This is a genomic window from Streptomyces sp. NPDC041108 (assembly GCF_055592645.1).
Map to the genome: position 1 here is coordinate 1 of NZ_JBVIYK010000022.1, position 13463 is coordinate 13463.

Here is a 13463-nt window from a genome sequence, read left to right on the forward strand (position 1 = left end):
TCGGCGTGCGCAACACAACCGCGATCTGCCGCGCCGCCAGGACCGCGACGACCAACCACAGCACGGCACACACCGCCCCCAGCCGGCCCACCGTCCGACCCGCTCCGGCAGAACCGCCCCCCCTGCTCTGCTCCCTCGCCACGCGCTGTCGTCCCTCGCACCTCGTTGTCCGTCCCATGGAAAGGCTCACACCGCTCTCGTGAGGAGACGCGGACGACCGCCGCTACCGGGTTGGTCAGGCCACGGAAGGCTCTTCCTTGCCCGACGCCGAATCCCCTCGGCCACCTGCCGACGACCTCCACCATGCGAAACGCCTACTGCTGAGCAGCAGATCCGGCCGCAACCGTTTCCACTAGACATCCGCAAGATCACCCCGCCTCATGTCCACATCAACGACCCGAACGTGCAGTAGCCACGTGATCGACTGGACAAGTCCTAATTGCGCATCACGCTGACCTGCTGTTCGGTGAGGAAGACGTCGGACCTGTTGTCCGCGCCTTTCGCGATGCAGGTGGCGACGGGGTGGAACCGGGCGGCCTCGGTGATGGCGATGAGGTAGCGCAGCATGCCGCGCGCCTGGGCGGTGCGGTCGGTGCCGCGGATGCCGAGATTCCCAAGGCCGTCTTCGAGGCCGGACGCGCTCAGATTGATGGCGGTCAGCGGCTGGTTCGCGACGCGTGCGAGGGAGCTGTAGCCCTCCTTGCCGACGAACCAGTCGTCATCGGTGACGTCGTCCTTGCGGACCTCGGGGGAGAGGTCCAGGGCGAAGCCGTGCGACGGAGTGTCGTCGGAGAAGAACCGCACGACGTGGAAGTCGCTGAGCCGTACGACCGCATGCACCGTGGGGATTTCGCTGTCGCTGCTGATCACAACGTCCGCGAACCGCCGGTTGTCTGTGTTGTCGGTTATGGCGGGGTTCATTCCGGCGTCGGTGTTGGGTGTGTGGCGGCCGGGGGCGGGGGTTTCGGCAAGGTTCCGCAGTTGGCCGAGCATGGACAGGTAGGCGCCTGAGCCACGGCTGATGTTCCAGTGGACCTGCGGGAAGTCGATGTGTTCCCTGCCGGCGACGGTCTCTGGGTTGGTCGTCGCATGGTCGGCCGTCGAGCCGGATCTCTCGGCGTCCCCGGTGGGCAGCACCATCACCAGGAATCCGAGAAGGACGGACAAGGCGACCACGATGACGACGCTGGTGGGCATGGTGCTCCGGTTGTTCGAAGTGCAGCAATCTCACCCACGCTCACTGCCGGGAGGTTGTTTGGCAGGCCCCCTTTGCCGCCGCATACAACTCCGGAGGGTCGAGTTTCACGTTATTTGTCCATATGTAGATTGACATGTCTCCCCGATTCTGTTCACCGGCTTTCACCCCGACGGCTCGACGAAGGGCACGTGCGGTGCGCGCGAGTGACGGGTCGCGGAGTTCGCCGCGCAGCTCGGCTCGGTATCGGCACCGTGAGGAACATCTGGCGGACCACGTTGGTGCAGGATGCCACCGGAGCACGGCAACCTGCTCGACGCCTGCCCGCCTCTTCGTGCCGCCAGGCCGAAGCCCTCGCCGCACGCCGGCGTCGCGCACGTTTGTCGCAGTGATGGCGGCGGCGGTCAGGCAATGGCAGTGGGAAACAGACTGCCCGGCCACTTTCGTGATCCGTGGAAAGGGTCAGGAGCAGATCCGCCGGTACGGCCGATCCGGAACGTAGGTGCGCCACTGCGCCCGGGTCAGTTCCCTGTTCCCGGCACGGGAGCAGACAAGGGACACCGCTCGGTCAGGATCCACCACGTACCGCTGGAGCGGGACGTGCTCGCCGCCCGCGTACAGCCGGGTGCTGTCCGGGCTGAACGCGAGCGTGTCGACGCTCTCACCGGAGGTGGGCAGAGAAGGACCGAGAGGTTGCTGGGTGGCGGTGTCCCAGAGTTGGAGGGTGCCCGCGTTGCCGCCCACGGCGAGCGTGCTGCCGTCCGGGCTGAAGGCGAGGGCCGTGATCGCCTCGGCTGAGTCGGAGGACTGATCGACGGGCCCCAGAAGGACGTTCCTCAGGATGCCTGCTCGGTGCCGGAGGGCGCCGTCCCAGAGAGCCACCCGCCCTGTCCCGTCGCCGGCCGCCAGTCTGGAGCCGTCGGGAGCGAAGGCGATTTCCTCGATGCTGTCGCGCTGGACGAGGTCATGGGAGTGGGACCGGCCTGCTCGGACGACACGGTTGTCGGTCACGAGGAGCCCACCGTCCCGGCTGACGGCCAGATGGTTGCCGGCCGGGCCGGGGAGGCGCACCGTCCTCCGCCGCCGCATGGTGTCCCATGTCTCGTTGACGATGCCGTCGTCGGTCAAACGGGCGGTGAGGAGTGTACGGCCGCCCGGTCCCAGGGCGATCGCGTCCGGCGGCATGGCGGACGCCGTCGCCAGGTCCACCGTGGTCTTCGCGCGTCCGGCGGTCACGTCCCACACCGTCAGACGCTGCGACACCACGTTCCAGCCGGGGACGGAGATCCCATAGGCGAACATGCCTCCGTCGGGGCTGAAGGACAGCAAAGGCTCGATGATGTCCGCGGGGACCGTCGGTATGCCGGTGCTGAAGACGGGAAGTGACGGGGTCGGCAGGGTTCGCAGCAGACGGCCGTTGCGCGTGTTCCGCAGCTGGAAGACGTAGCGGTCACCGATACGCTCGGCGGTGGCGAGCATCCTGCCGTCGGGGCTGAGCCGGACCCCCGTGAGCGGACTCGTGCGCCAGGTTCGGGTGAGCGTCGTGGTGAGATCGAGGGTGTGGACCGTGCCCCCTTCGAGGTACCGCAGCAGGGGCCGCGAGGAGTCCCAGGCGAGACCGAAGAGCGACGCGTTGGCCAAGGAGTGGCGGAAAACGGGAGCGCCGCCGGTGGGCAGACGCCACACTCTGATCTCCTGGCCGCCGCCGGTCGCCAGAAAAGAGCCGTCCGCGCTCACGACGGCGGAATCGGCACCCGGGTGGGCGACGTCGGCGAGCTGTCGTCCTGACGTGGTGTCCCACACACGCGCCCGGTCCTCGGTGAGAGAAAGGAGCCGGCCGCCGGTGAAGCCCAGGAAGCCTTCACCGCAGACGCCGCGGGCGTTGGTCCAGGCACCGCGCCGCACGGTGCGCGTGGAGGTGTCCCAGACCTGCGGGGACCGGCCGCGCGGGCAGACCGCCAGCAGTCGGTCGTCGTCGGCCGCAGCGTGAACGAGCTCTCCACCGCGGGCCGACGGGGTCCGGAAGACGACATGGCCGTCGGTGAGGGAGTAGAGCCGAGCCCGGCCGTCCCGGGTCCTCACCCAATAATGACGACCCCTCGCCCCGAAGCCCACGGTGTACCCGAACAACGGCAACGGGTCCCCGACCCAGCGCCCCGTTCGGGTGTCCCACAGCCGCTGGGTCCTGGCAGCGGTCCAAATGAGGAGCACCCGGCCGCCCGGACCCGCGGCGACCACCGTCCCGCGAGGTACCGACCCCGAGGCGATACGGCGGTGCGTGTCCACATCCCACGTCCGCCAGGTGTTGCCGCTGATGCTGAGCAGAGTGCGCCCGGAGGTGTCGAGGAACCGGTCCGGGGTGTCGCCGGGCGCCGGGTCGGTGAAGTTGCCCAGTTCGGGCTGGGCCAGCGCGCCCAGCAGGGCGCGGCGGGACTCCGGCAGGGGAGAGAGGCGCCATGCGGCGACGCCGAGCAGCATCGCTGTGCGCGGGTCGGTGCCCCGCAGGGCGTCGGCGACTGCGGCCACCCGGCGGGCCGCCGTGTCGGTGGTCTGCTTCTCGCTGTCCTGACGCAGTCGTACGGCGGCCAGGCCGACGACCAGGGCCACCGCCAGTACGGCGCAGAGCGAGGCCGTGAGTGTACGGCTGCGGCGCCGGGCCCGGGTGGCGGCCCGCTCCTCCGCCGCCCGCTGCTCCGCCGAGGCGACCAGGAAGGCCCTCTCCTCGGACGTCAGACCGTCGTAGCTGCGGTCGTCACCCGCGAACAGTTCCTCGGACCGCGCCAGGCGGGTGCCCCGGTAGAGCGTGCCCGGGTCGCGGTCATGCTCCAGCCAGGTGCGGGCGGCGTCGGTCAGCTGCCGGTGGTGGCGCAGTCGCTCCCGGTCCGCTTCGATCCACTCGCGCAACCGCGGCCAGCAGGTGATGAGCGCCTCGTGGGCGAGCTGCACACCGTCGTCGTCGGTGGTCAGCAGCCGGGCCCGGGTCAGCCGCCCGGCGACGGCCCGCACGTCGGTGTCCTCCCACCCGGCCATTTCCTCCCAGCTGAGCGGGCGGCGCGTGTCGGCGTTGCCCTGGCCGGGCTCGACCATCCGCAGGAGCAGATGCCGGGCGGCGCGCGCCTGCGCCGGTGAGAGTTCCCCGTACGCCTCCTCGGCGCTGGCCGCGATCGCGCCCCGTACCCCACCGGCTGCTTCATACGCGGCCAGGGTCAGCATCCGCCCCTTGCGCCGCCGCCAGGTCTCCAACAGGGCGTGGGACAGCATCGGCAGTCCGCCGGGCTCGTCGAGCACCTCCTCGACGATCCGCGCCGTCAGGGTCCGCTCAACAATGAGCCCGGCCGCCTGCGCGGGACCGATCACCGCATCACGCAGCTCGTCCGCGGTCATGGGACCGACCAGCAGCCCGCTCCCGTGCAGCGCCTCCGCCAGTCGCGGGTGCTCGGCGCACCGCGCATAGAAGTCGGACCGGACGGCGATGAGCACACGCAGTCGGCTTCCCGGATCTCGCGCGGCGAGCAGAAGGTCGAGGAAGCGGTCCCGCTCAGCGCGCTCGCGGCAGAGAGTGAAGACCTCCTCGAACTGATCCACCACCACCCAGCACTCCGGATCGTCGGCTTCCGGCGCCAACAGATGTCCGTAGGTGGTGGCGGGCCTGGCTCCCGGAGTGAGTATCCGCAACACCGCCTTGCGTCCCTGCTGCGCGATCCTCTCCTGCAGCAGGGGAACCAGACCGGCACGTAGCAGGGATGATTTGCCGCTGCCGGACGCCCCGAACACCACGGCGAACGAGGACCCGCACGTCAGCTCGCTCAGCTCGTCGACCATTCGGTCCCGGCCGAAGAACAGGTCACGGTCGTCCGGCTCGAAGCGTGTGAGGCCACGGTAGGGGGGAGCGGCCTCGGGATCCTCGGGCCTCTCGTCCCCGGCAAGCGCCTCAGCCTCCGCCCGCCGTGCCTCCCACGGAGCGGGGTCAACGCCGCACGCCTGGACGTACGCCTGGAGCACGGCCAACGACGGCAGCCGCTCGCCGCTCGCCGCTTTGGCCAGCGTCGTCACCGAGAAGCCGGCCTTCTTCGCCATGGTCCGGTACGACACGCCCCCCGCCGAGCGGCGCAGCTCCCGAAGATCATGGGCGAGTCGCTGCACCGGACCGGCCTCCGGGTCGACCGGTAGTTCGGGACGCCCCACCGCAAAGCCTCTTTCGCATACAAGAAGAACAAGCTGATCAGCAGCCCAAGGTACTTTTCGCCCCCCTCGAGCGAAAACCCATCCTGCCTGTGATGTTCTCCAGCGGCTCGCAGAGGCCGTGACACTCGGCTCCATGAGCTGTCATCGGCCCGAGTACCGCGCATCTCCACCCACTGATCAACAACCAGACCGCCACGAAGACCAGCCGCGCCGGCAACCACTGGATCAGCGCCGTGATGCGCGGGCAGGACGCGACGTTGGAACGGCAACGCGTCGACCGTCAACTCGAGGAGGCCCTGACCCACGGTCCGGACCCGCTCCACCTCGCCGAGGTGCTCGGCCTCGACGAGAAGACCGCGATGCGCCAGACGAAATCCGCACGAGCAATGCTGGAACAGGCCGCTGAACAGCACCTTCACCGAAACCGGCTCGACCGCGACAAAACCAGGACACCGACCGCGGCTACGACTTCCACCGCCGCCGTCTCGCGCTCGATGATTCCGGAGATGCGCACCGGGATGGCGAGGAACCAGCCGGACCGAGCGGGGTGATCGACGGTCCTCCGGCCCGGTAGACGAACCTGCGAACCCGGTAGCGGTGACCTGCGGCCGATGACGCCCTCGAACAGCTCGCACCCCTGCCACTCTGGAATGCGATCTTCTCCGGCGGGTAGTCGCTCTTGTCGGTGCGTTTTCCCTGTTCAAGGGAGGTATGGGTCTTGACCAGGCCGCCGTCGTGGAAGACCTGCACCATCGTGGTGGTGGAGCGGACGTCAACCCTGCGGCCGATCAGCTTGCAGGGCACCGAGTAGAGAGTGCGGCCGACCTTGATGTGGATGTCCGGGCCGACCACGGCAGTTGACCAGCGGGCCAGGGTGAACAGGGTGGGCGGCAGCGGCAACAGGGGGCGGTTCGACGGCACCGAGCACGGCCATCGGGGCGGCTCGTTCAGCCCGTCTTCGCCGTTCGCTCACAGGCCGGACTACTCGGGCCAGGGGCGTCCGCAGCCTGTTGCTCGGCAGCAGAGCCAGGCCGCAGAAGCGGGCCGAGAGCGCACTCCAGCGTGACGTTGAGCTGCTAGACACGTCGACACACTGCCCAGCGCCGGTCTCGGCCCTGCCGGCCTGTGGGGAGTCGGCGGTAGCCGGCTGCTCCCGCGTGGCCGCCCCGCGTGCCGTGTGTCGGGGCGGGGTGAGACCGACGGGCCGCCGGGGCCGTGCGGGCGGCATCAGGGATCGGGCAAGGCCAGGGCGGCGGTGAGTTCGGCCGGCGCGCGGCGACCGGGGCCCGTCGCCGGACCACGGGCAAGACCTACCTGGAGCTGACCGGAGGGCGGCTGGATGGGCTCCTGTTGGATGTCACGGGACGGACGCGTCGGTTGGCTGCTGTCACGTCGTGTCGTGTGTCGCTGTCGGGCGGGGGAAGAGGAGATTCTCGAGCGCGTCCATGGCGAAGAGGAAGGCCGTCATCAGGGCGGGCACGAGCAGGGCGAGCAGGATCACAGGGCCTCCCGGGGGATGGTCGGCCTGTGCAGCCGAGGGTGCCGTCTACCAGGGTGGGGCCGGATGGCGGAGTGCGCATGCCGTGCGCGGTGGCGCAGCGCATGGCAGTGGACCTGCTACGACTACCGGCATGGAACCCGTGTTCGGGGGTATGCGTCGGAGGCTGACGAGTGTGCGGCGGGAAGCCTGGGGAGGTCGAACGCCGCCTTCTCGTCTTTCTTCAGGCTGCGTTGTGTGGCCTGGCAGCGGTCGCGGTTTCGCAGACCTCTTCGACGCGGGTCTGGGTGGAGAGTCCGATGCTGAGATGGGCGGGCAGAGACGTGCCAAGTACAAGCGGGTAGCCGAAGCGGCACAGCTGGAGCCCGAGCCGCCGGTGCCCTGTCGGGCCGGTGGGCGCGCTGGGCAGGCAGGCCAGGTGTCAGGGCGGGATCCATCGGTTGTTTCACCAGCCATTCACAAGGGGTCGGCAAAAGCCGTCTACCGGTGTCTTACGGTAGGAAGACGCCGATCATGAGGATGGCAATCCCGTCACGGCCCGGGTGGCAGCGCATGAGACAGCAACGACCGCACCAGCGTCTGCTCACGGCAGCAGCGTTGCTGCTGTTCTGCGTCCTGGCCGCCACGGCCGCCATCTCCAGCCAACCGGCGTGGGCTCGCGTCCTTTTGTTCGTCGTTTCTGCTGCGCTGCTTGCGGCGCTGATGAGTGCCTGGCCGGCGGTGCACGCCGTCGTGCGCCGCGCCGAGCCGCAGGCACCGTCCGTCCTGCACCGGCGCGGGAAGAGCAGTACGTTCCCGGCGGGCAGGGCCAGGCGTCGGCTGCCCGGTGTACTCCCCGACCCCCTCTCGGCCGTGGCAGCAGGTGAGATGCCTGAGGGTGAGGGCGATGCGACGGGAGCCACGACTGCGCTGCAGACGGCCGCAGCCCTTGAGGGGGATTTCTCCTGCATCGCTCAGGCGCGCGATCTGGCGGCCGACTTTCTGAGCCGCGTGCGGGCCGATCACGGCCTGCCGGTCTCCGCGCGGGCCACTGACGTGACGCAGCTGGTGGTCAGTGAACTGGTCACCAACGCCCGCAAGTACGCCCCCGGGCCCGCCCTGCTGGAGCTTCGTGTTGCCGGTGCCAGGCTGGAAGTGACCGTGTGGGACAGCAGCCCGTCCCTGCCCCTGGCGCGGGCTGCGGAACCCGGCCGCGTGGGCCAGCACGGCCTGGAGATCGTCATGGCCGTCGCCCAGAGTTTCGAGGTGCACCGCGAGCCGGTCGGCAAACGCATCACCGCCGGCATCGCCCTCTCCGACAACCTCGACGCGGATCCGGCCATCTGGCGAAATCGCACGGCTTTGTAGCCAGCAGAACGCAGGACAGGTCAGCGTGCGGCACCACGGGGCACCCCGCGGAACACCGACCCGCACTCCGTACCTGGCCGCCAGCTGCACACCGGCCGGGTGGCGTCCGCGCATCAGGGGCGATCCGGCATGAGGAGTAAAGAGTGAACGTCGGAGGTGGAAGGAGGCTGAGGCGGAGCCGAAGAGCCGCTGGGTGGGGCTCTTTTGTCGTTCGTGAATTATCTGCGTTCGAAACCGTCAGGAGGCGTGGACAGGCTTCGTCTGTGATCTCTGATTCCGTGGAGAAGCTGCTCGCCGATGTGTGTGCGACGTTGGCCCGTACAGATGGAGATGCCCGACATCCTGAAAGTGCTGGCCCGCCAGCAGGCCGACCAGCTCATGACCGCCCTCGGCCTGGACTCCTGGACGACCAGCAGGTCACAGGCCATGCGGTGGCCGCAGCATCTATCGCGCCTGAGGTCGTCACCGCCTGAACGAGACAGCTCGAACAGCGTCGCGCCAGCACCAGCGTCGGTACGCGAAGCGCGGCCACCTCGTCTGTGGGCGGCTTGAGCGGTAGGCGCTGCCGGTCTCGCCGAGCCGAAGGCCCAGGCCGTCCCGGTCCGCCTCAGCTGCTGCGCGCGGACAGCAGGAGGTGGGCGACGCGGGCGGGATCGTCGGACATGGGGGAGTGCCCGCAGCCGTGTAGCCGGAGATGACGAGCCCCGGGCAGGAGCCGAGTCGCGCGGCGTGCTTGGTGCAGCGGTGTCAGCAGATCGCGGGTGCCCCATGCGACGGTGACGGGGACACCGGGGGCGAAGCCACGGAGCCGGTAGTTGTGGGCCGCCCGGCGGGTGGCTTCGAAGCCGGGTGAGCGGGCCAGGTTGCGAAGGGCGCCGTCGGCTGCCTGTGCTGTCATCTGCCGGGGCCGCGCGACGAGTTGCCAGAAGGCGAGTGTGCGGCCCAGCGGATGGCCGGTCACTCGTGCCGTACGCCCCCCGAGGCTCTCCGCCATCATGCGCGCGAGCCGAAGCGAGCCGAGGGCATAGGCCGCTTCGGGGCTGGTCCACAGGCCGATGGGGGACAGTGCGACAGCGTTGCTGACGGCACCCGTCCGGGCGAGTTCGAGTGCGACGGCCCCGCCGAGCGAGTTACCGACGACGGGCGGGCGAGTGAGGCCGACTGTGGAGAACCACCTGGCGACCGCGGCAGCCAGTGCGTGGACGGTGGGGAGGGTGCCGTCCGGCAGCGGTGGGCTGTCGCCGAATCCCGGCAGGTCGACGGCCACGACCTCGCGTTCGCGAGCAAGCAGGTCTATGACGGGTGCCCAGCCCCCCCGGTCCAGCTGGCGGATCACGACCAGGGTCGGGCCGCTGCCGCGACGGCTGCTGACGAGCTGGATGTTCGACATGTCGGTATCGTACGGTGATGGGTGGTTTCTGCGCGCTTCGGACGGGCATCCACACCCGCCGACCGGCGCACGCCAGCGCCCTTTGCCGAAGGCTTGGCTCAGCCCTGCGACGTGATGTGGTCGATGACCAAGGTGAACTCATCTGCCGGGGAGAAGTCCACGCATTCGCAGTCCTCAAGGGCCACGGGCGCGTATCCGGGCGGCCGGCAGAACGCCTGTCCCGCCTCGTAGACATCCTCACCGTCCTTCGTCACCATCTTCAGCCGGCCTTTGATCATGTACCCCCAGTGAGGCACTGACAGAGATCATCGGTCAGCCCCTTCAGGGCCAGCCGCGGATCCGTCCCCTGAGGCAGGTACACAAAGGCCACGGACATGCCTCCGCCGAACGCTCGTGTACGGGGTTCGACGCCTCCGCCCTTGATTGCGACTGGCGTGTCCTGGCGGGTTGTCCCTGTCTTTGCTGCCTCGCTTCGCTCGTGGAGCGGCAGTGTGCCTCGCTTTTCAGGCCGGCCCCGGAAAGGTCACCGAGCGCACCGTGACGTCTTCGCAATCGGAGTCTGCGAAGACCGTGGCGGTGGCGTCGGTGCGGTTCTGCGGGGTGAAGGCCGAGGAGGCATCCCTGACGAGGCCCCTCACGCGCAAGGCGTACCTCAGGAGCTGGCGCCGCTGACCCCGGGGGCGACGAAGCGCCGGTGCAGGGGGTAGAACTTCGGCTCGGGGTCGCTTTGCACGCCCAGTTCGCCCTTGAGCACGGGGGCGATCCTGGCCTGGATGAACCGGTTGAAGTGGTCCTCCGACTCCCAGATGTCCATCACGTTGAGGCCGCCGTGGACGAACCAGGCGGCGTGCAGCACGCACCCCTCCGGTGCGTCGTCTTCCCAGCGCACCTTCTTGCGCACCGCGTCGTACACGTCAGGTGTGATCTCGGGCCAGGAAAAGGTCATCACGACTGCCATGGAGGTTCCCTTCGCCGCCTGGACGCGCCGCGTCCGGACGGCCCGCGGCACAGCACTGCGAAGCTAAGCCGCTGGTATCGCCGGTGCACTCCGGGGCGTCCATCCGAGGAGGGTTGGTGTCCGCAGTCAGTGGTGACGGTGCGTTCTCCTCATTGCAGGAGGATGCGGTGACGGAGGAGGTCGAATCCTGCTCGGCCGTGCATCTGACGCATGATCTTCTTGATTCGGGTGTTGAAGCTCTCGGTCCGGCCGTTGTGGTGGGGCAGGGTGAGGCCGGCGTTCACGGCGGCGCGGTCGAGTTCGATGCCGTTGCCGAAGCTGTGCAGGTGTGGCAGGCCAGCGGTGCGGACTGCGGCGATCCACTGGGTGAGCGTGTCCTCGTTGGCCTGGGCCGGGGTAAGGAACGCGGCGAACTCGCCGGTGAGTCGGGCGAGTGCGGTCATCTCAGGGCACGCCGCTGTGAGGAGGCCGAGCAGGTCGGTGTCCCTGGTCCACAGGTGCTCGGGGTGGGTGAGCAGGAGCCGGGCGAGGCGGCGGGGGGTTGTCATGGGGCGGTCGCCTTCGGCGCGGCCCTGATTGAGGTAGCGGACCAGCAGGTTGGCACTGCCGGTATAGCCCAGTTCCCTGATCTCGTGCAGGGGGCCTGTCAAACGAGCGGCTCTGTCCCGTAGTCGGTGGTGACGCCGGGTAACCGCCCCTGATCATGATCTCGTGATGGATGTCAACTCCCTTGTCAGCACGGTGTTTTCCGGGCTGTCGGTGCTGGTCGTCGAGGACGTGGCGGACGGTGGTGACGCGGCGGTGATCACGGCTCGCACTCGGGATGCGGCGATGCCGTGTCCGGTGTGCCGGACGCCGACGGCGAAGGTGCACTGGTATCACTGCCGGACGGTGACGGACGTGCCGGTCGGCGGACGCCAGGTCGTCGTCCACCTGCGCGTACGGCGGCTGGCATGTCTGACCCTGGGCTGCCGACGGCAGACCTTCCGCGAGCAGATTCCCGGCTGCCGGAGCATCATCAGCGCCGCACGGTGCGGCTTGCCTGGCTGATATCCCAGGTGGCGCGGGAGTTATGCGGCCGGGCGGCCGCACGCCTCGCCGGCCTGCTGGCCGTGCCCGATTTCCGCAGCACCGCACTGCGCCATCTGCGACGCCTGCCGCTGCCGCAGCAGGCGGACCCGCGGGTGATCGGCGTGGACGATTTCGCCCTGCGCCGTCGCCACCGTTACGCCACGATCATCACGTCCGTGCTGCGGGAGCGACGTAGTACGCCCGGTCGTAGCTGATCGGAACCACACCCGTCGGCTCGATGAAGCCCGCCACTGTGATCGTGTGCTTGGTCAGCAGCGGCAGTCGGGCGACAGGAATCGCGACCATCCCGAACGCGATGGTGTCCGACCAGGTAGCGCTGGCCTTCATGGTTCCAGCGCCGGCGGCCGTGGGTCCCCTCGCATCCGGGAGGGGAGCCACGGCCGTGTGGAAGCACGGGGAAGCCAAGCTTTACACCGACCGGGTCTGTTCCCTGTCAAGTCGTGCGTGTCGAGGGGCTCTCAGCCCGCTTGCCGTCCTCCCGGGGTGTCCTTGGGAGGGCCCCTCACGGGTTCCGGGGTATGTCAGCCGGCCTGGAGCGGGGGATGGATCTGCTCGACGTGGTCGCGGTTGGTGTACAGGTCCCAGTACTGCTCGGCGAGGTCGTCGGGGTCGACGAGCGGGCCGATGGTGTCTGGCATCATCGTGGCGGCTGTCTCGCCGGGTGATGAAGGCTGGGATGGACAGGGTCCCGGCGTAGATCCCGGGCTCGGCCAGTTCGCCGTTGAGGGAGTACTGCCGGTTGCGGGCGGCGGCCATGAGCGGGCCCACACCCACTCAGGAAGGGCTGTGGCTGTACGGCGGTGTGGCCGGTGGCCCTGACGGGTGATCCACCGGCCGGACTGCCGCCGGCGACCCGCGCCGACGTCCATCGCCTCTTCAGCGTCCCGTCAGTTCTCTTCGCTCAGTGTGGTAGGCCGACGCCGGTCAGACCTGGGTGTGGAGGAGGGTGCGAGTTGCAGGTGATCGCGTCGGTGAGTGCCTGGGGCAGGTCGAAGGGGTGGCCGGTGGTCTCGGCGTAGGCCCCGGTGCAGGTTGAGGACGATGCGTTCCGCGTCGGGCAGGACTACGTACGGCGGGGCCGGAGCCGTGGGTCACGAGGGGGCGATCATGCCGGCGGAGAGGTCGATGTCCGCGCCGCAGAGTCCGGGCATGGCGAGCATCGCCACCAGGGCCTTCGCCACTTCGTCCTCCTCCACCAATCTGCCCAGGGCGCCGTGACGCGAAAGCCCGCTCGGCCTCCTCCGGTGTGCTGCCCGTCAGTTCGGCCTCCAGCCGGAAGTTGCGGTCCATGCGCGGGCTGCGCACCGGGCCGGGGGAGAGGGAGTTGACGGCGAGACCGTTGGGTCCGACCTCAGCGGCGAGGGTGCGGGTCAGGCCCAGCAGGGCCATCTTGGAGGCGGTGTAGGGGGTGCGGTTGAGGAGGGGGCGTTTGCCGCTGACCGAGGCGATGTTGACGATGTCACCGCGGCCGGCCCCGATCATCGAGGGAAGGAAGGCCCGGCACATCAGGTAGACGCCGCGTACGTTCGCGGAGAAAACCCCGTCCCACTCGTCGGGTTCGACCTCGGTGAGAGGCTTCACCGGGCCCGCGACGCCCGCGTTGTTGACCAGGACGGAGATGTCCTCCTCGGCGAGCGTGTCCGTGAGTGCCGTGACCGACGCCGGGTCCGACACGTCGCACACCGCGGTGCGGGCCGTGGCACCCTCCATGGCCACACGGCGAGCCGCACAGGAGAGGGCCTGCGCGTTGCGGCCGACGAGGATGACCCGGGCCCCGGCCTGTGCGAGCGCGAGAAGG

General features: G+C 69.3%; 9 protein-coding genes and 3 pseudogenes. 3 read left to right on the top strand and 9 right to left on the bottom strand.

Annotation, left to right across the window (positions count from 1 at the left end):
• Nucleotides 1-435: 435 nt before the first annotated feature.
• Both ACZ6BB_RS37350 and ACZ6BB_RS37355 read right to left on the bottom strand, forming a co-directional pair.
• Nucleotides 436-1197 carry a ribosome-inactivating family protein gene (locus tag ACZ6BB_RS37350; protein ID WP_471619573.1) on the bottom strand — a complete coding sequence of 254 codons (762 nt, stop codon included), beginning with the start codon at nt 1195-1197 and terminating at the stop codon, nt 436-438.
• 460 nt (nt 1198-1657) lie between these two features.
• Nucleotides 1658-5380, bottom strand: a complete 3723-nt coding sequence (locus tag ACZ6BB_RS37355) for an nSTAND1 domain-containing NTPase (protein ID WP_471619574.1) — start codon at nt 5378-5380, stop codon at nt 1658-1660.
• A 236-nt stretch (nt 5381-5616) separates the two neighbouring features.
• Here ACZ6BB_RS37355 and ACZ6BB_RS37360 point away from each other — a divergent pair, with 236 nt between their 5' ends.
• Nucleotides 5617-5931 (top strand): hypothetical protein, encoded by a 315-nt coding sequence (locus ACZ6BB_RS37360; protein ID WP_471619644.1) that lies wholly within the window; start codon nt 5617-5619, stop codon nt 5929-5931.
• Here ACZ6BB_RS37360 and ACZ6BB_RS37365 read toward each other — a convergent pair.
• Nucleotides 5843-6301 (bottom strand): Mu transposase domain-containing protein, encoded by a 459-nt coding sequence (locus ACZ6BB_RS37365; RefSeq protein ID WP_471619575.1) that lies wholly within the window; start codon nt 6299-6301, stop codon nt 5843-5845. The genes ACZ6BB_RS37360 and ACZ6BB_RS37365 overlap by 89 nt on opposite strands.
• A 1444-nt stretch (nt 6302-7745) precedes the next feature.
• Between ACZ6BB_RS37365 and ACZ6BB_RS37370 the strand changes: the two genes are divergently transcribed.
• On the top strand, nt 7746-8225 hold the full coding sequence (locus ACZ6BB_RS37370; RefSeq protein ID WP_471619642.1) for an ATP-binding protein: 480 nt from the start codon (nt 7746-7748) through the stop codon (nt 8223-8225).
• A 607-nt stretch (nt 8226-8832) separates the two neighbouring features.
• Here ACZ6BB_RS37370 and ACZ6BB_RS37375 read toward each other — a convergent pair.
• The 4 genes and pseudogenes from ACZ6BB_RS37375 to ACZ6BB_RS37390 form a co-directional block, all read right to left on the bottom strand.
• Nucleotides 8833-9615 carry an alpha/beta fold hydrolase gene (locus ACZ6BB_RS37375; protein WP_471619576.1) on the bottom strand — a complete coding sequence of 261 codons (783 nt, stop codon included), beginning with the start codon at nt 9613-9615 and terminating at the stop codon, nt 8833-8835.
• 98 nt (nt 9616-9713) lie between these two features.
• Nucleotides 9714-9893: a cupin domain-containing protein gene (locus ACZ6BB_RS37380; protein WP_471619577.1), complete on the bottom strand. Its 180-nt coding sequence runs from the start codon at nt 9891-9893 to the stop codon at nt 9714-9716.
• Between the two features lie 374 nt (nt 9894-10267).
• Nucleotides 10268-10573 (bottom strand): hypothetical protein, encoded by a 306-nt coding sequence (locus ACZ6BB_RS37385; protein ID WP_471619578.1) that lies wholly within the window; start codon nt 10571-10573, stop codon nt 10268-10270.
• A 149-nt stretch (nt 10574-10722) separates the two neighbouring features.
• Nucleotides 10723-11259: pseudogene (locus ACZ6BB_RS37390) on the bottom strand (transposase); the annotation flags it as partial.
• A 25-nt stretch (nt 11260-11284) separates the two neighbouring features.
• On the opposite strand from ACZ6BB_RS37390, the pseudogene ACZ6BB_RS37395 reads away from it, so the two are divergent.
• Nucleotides 11285-11814, top strand: a pseudogene (locus ACZ6BB_RS37395) (transposase family protein); the annotation flags it as partial.
• On the opposite strand, the gene ACZ6BB_RS37400 reads toward ACZ6BB_RS37395, so the two are convergent.
• Both ACZ6BB_RS37400 and ACZ6BB_RS37405 read right to left on the bottom strand, forming a co-directional pair.
• The gene (locus ACZ6BB_RS37400; protein WP_471619579.1) at nt 11813-11992 is read right to left on the bottom strand and encodes a hypothetical protein; all 180 of its coding nucleotides are present in this window, start codon (nt 11990-11992) and stop codon (nt 11813-11815) included. The pseudogene ACZ6BB_RS37395 and the gene ACZ6BB_RS37400 sit on opposite strands and share 2 nt — an antisense overlap.
• A 1017-nt stretch (nt 11993-13009) precedes the next feature.
• A pseudogene (locus ACZ6BB_RS37405) lies at nt 13010-13429 on the bottom strand (SDR family NAD(P)-dependent oxidoreductase); the annotation flags it as partial.
• Nucleotides 13430-13463: the final 34 nt, after the last annotated feature.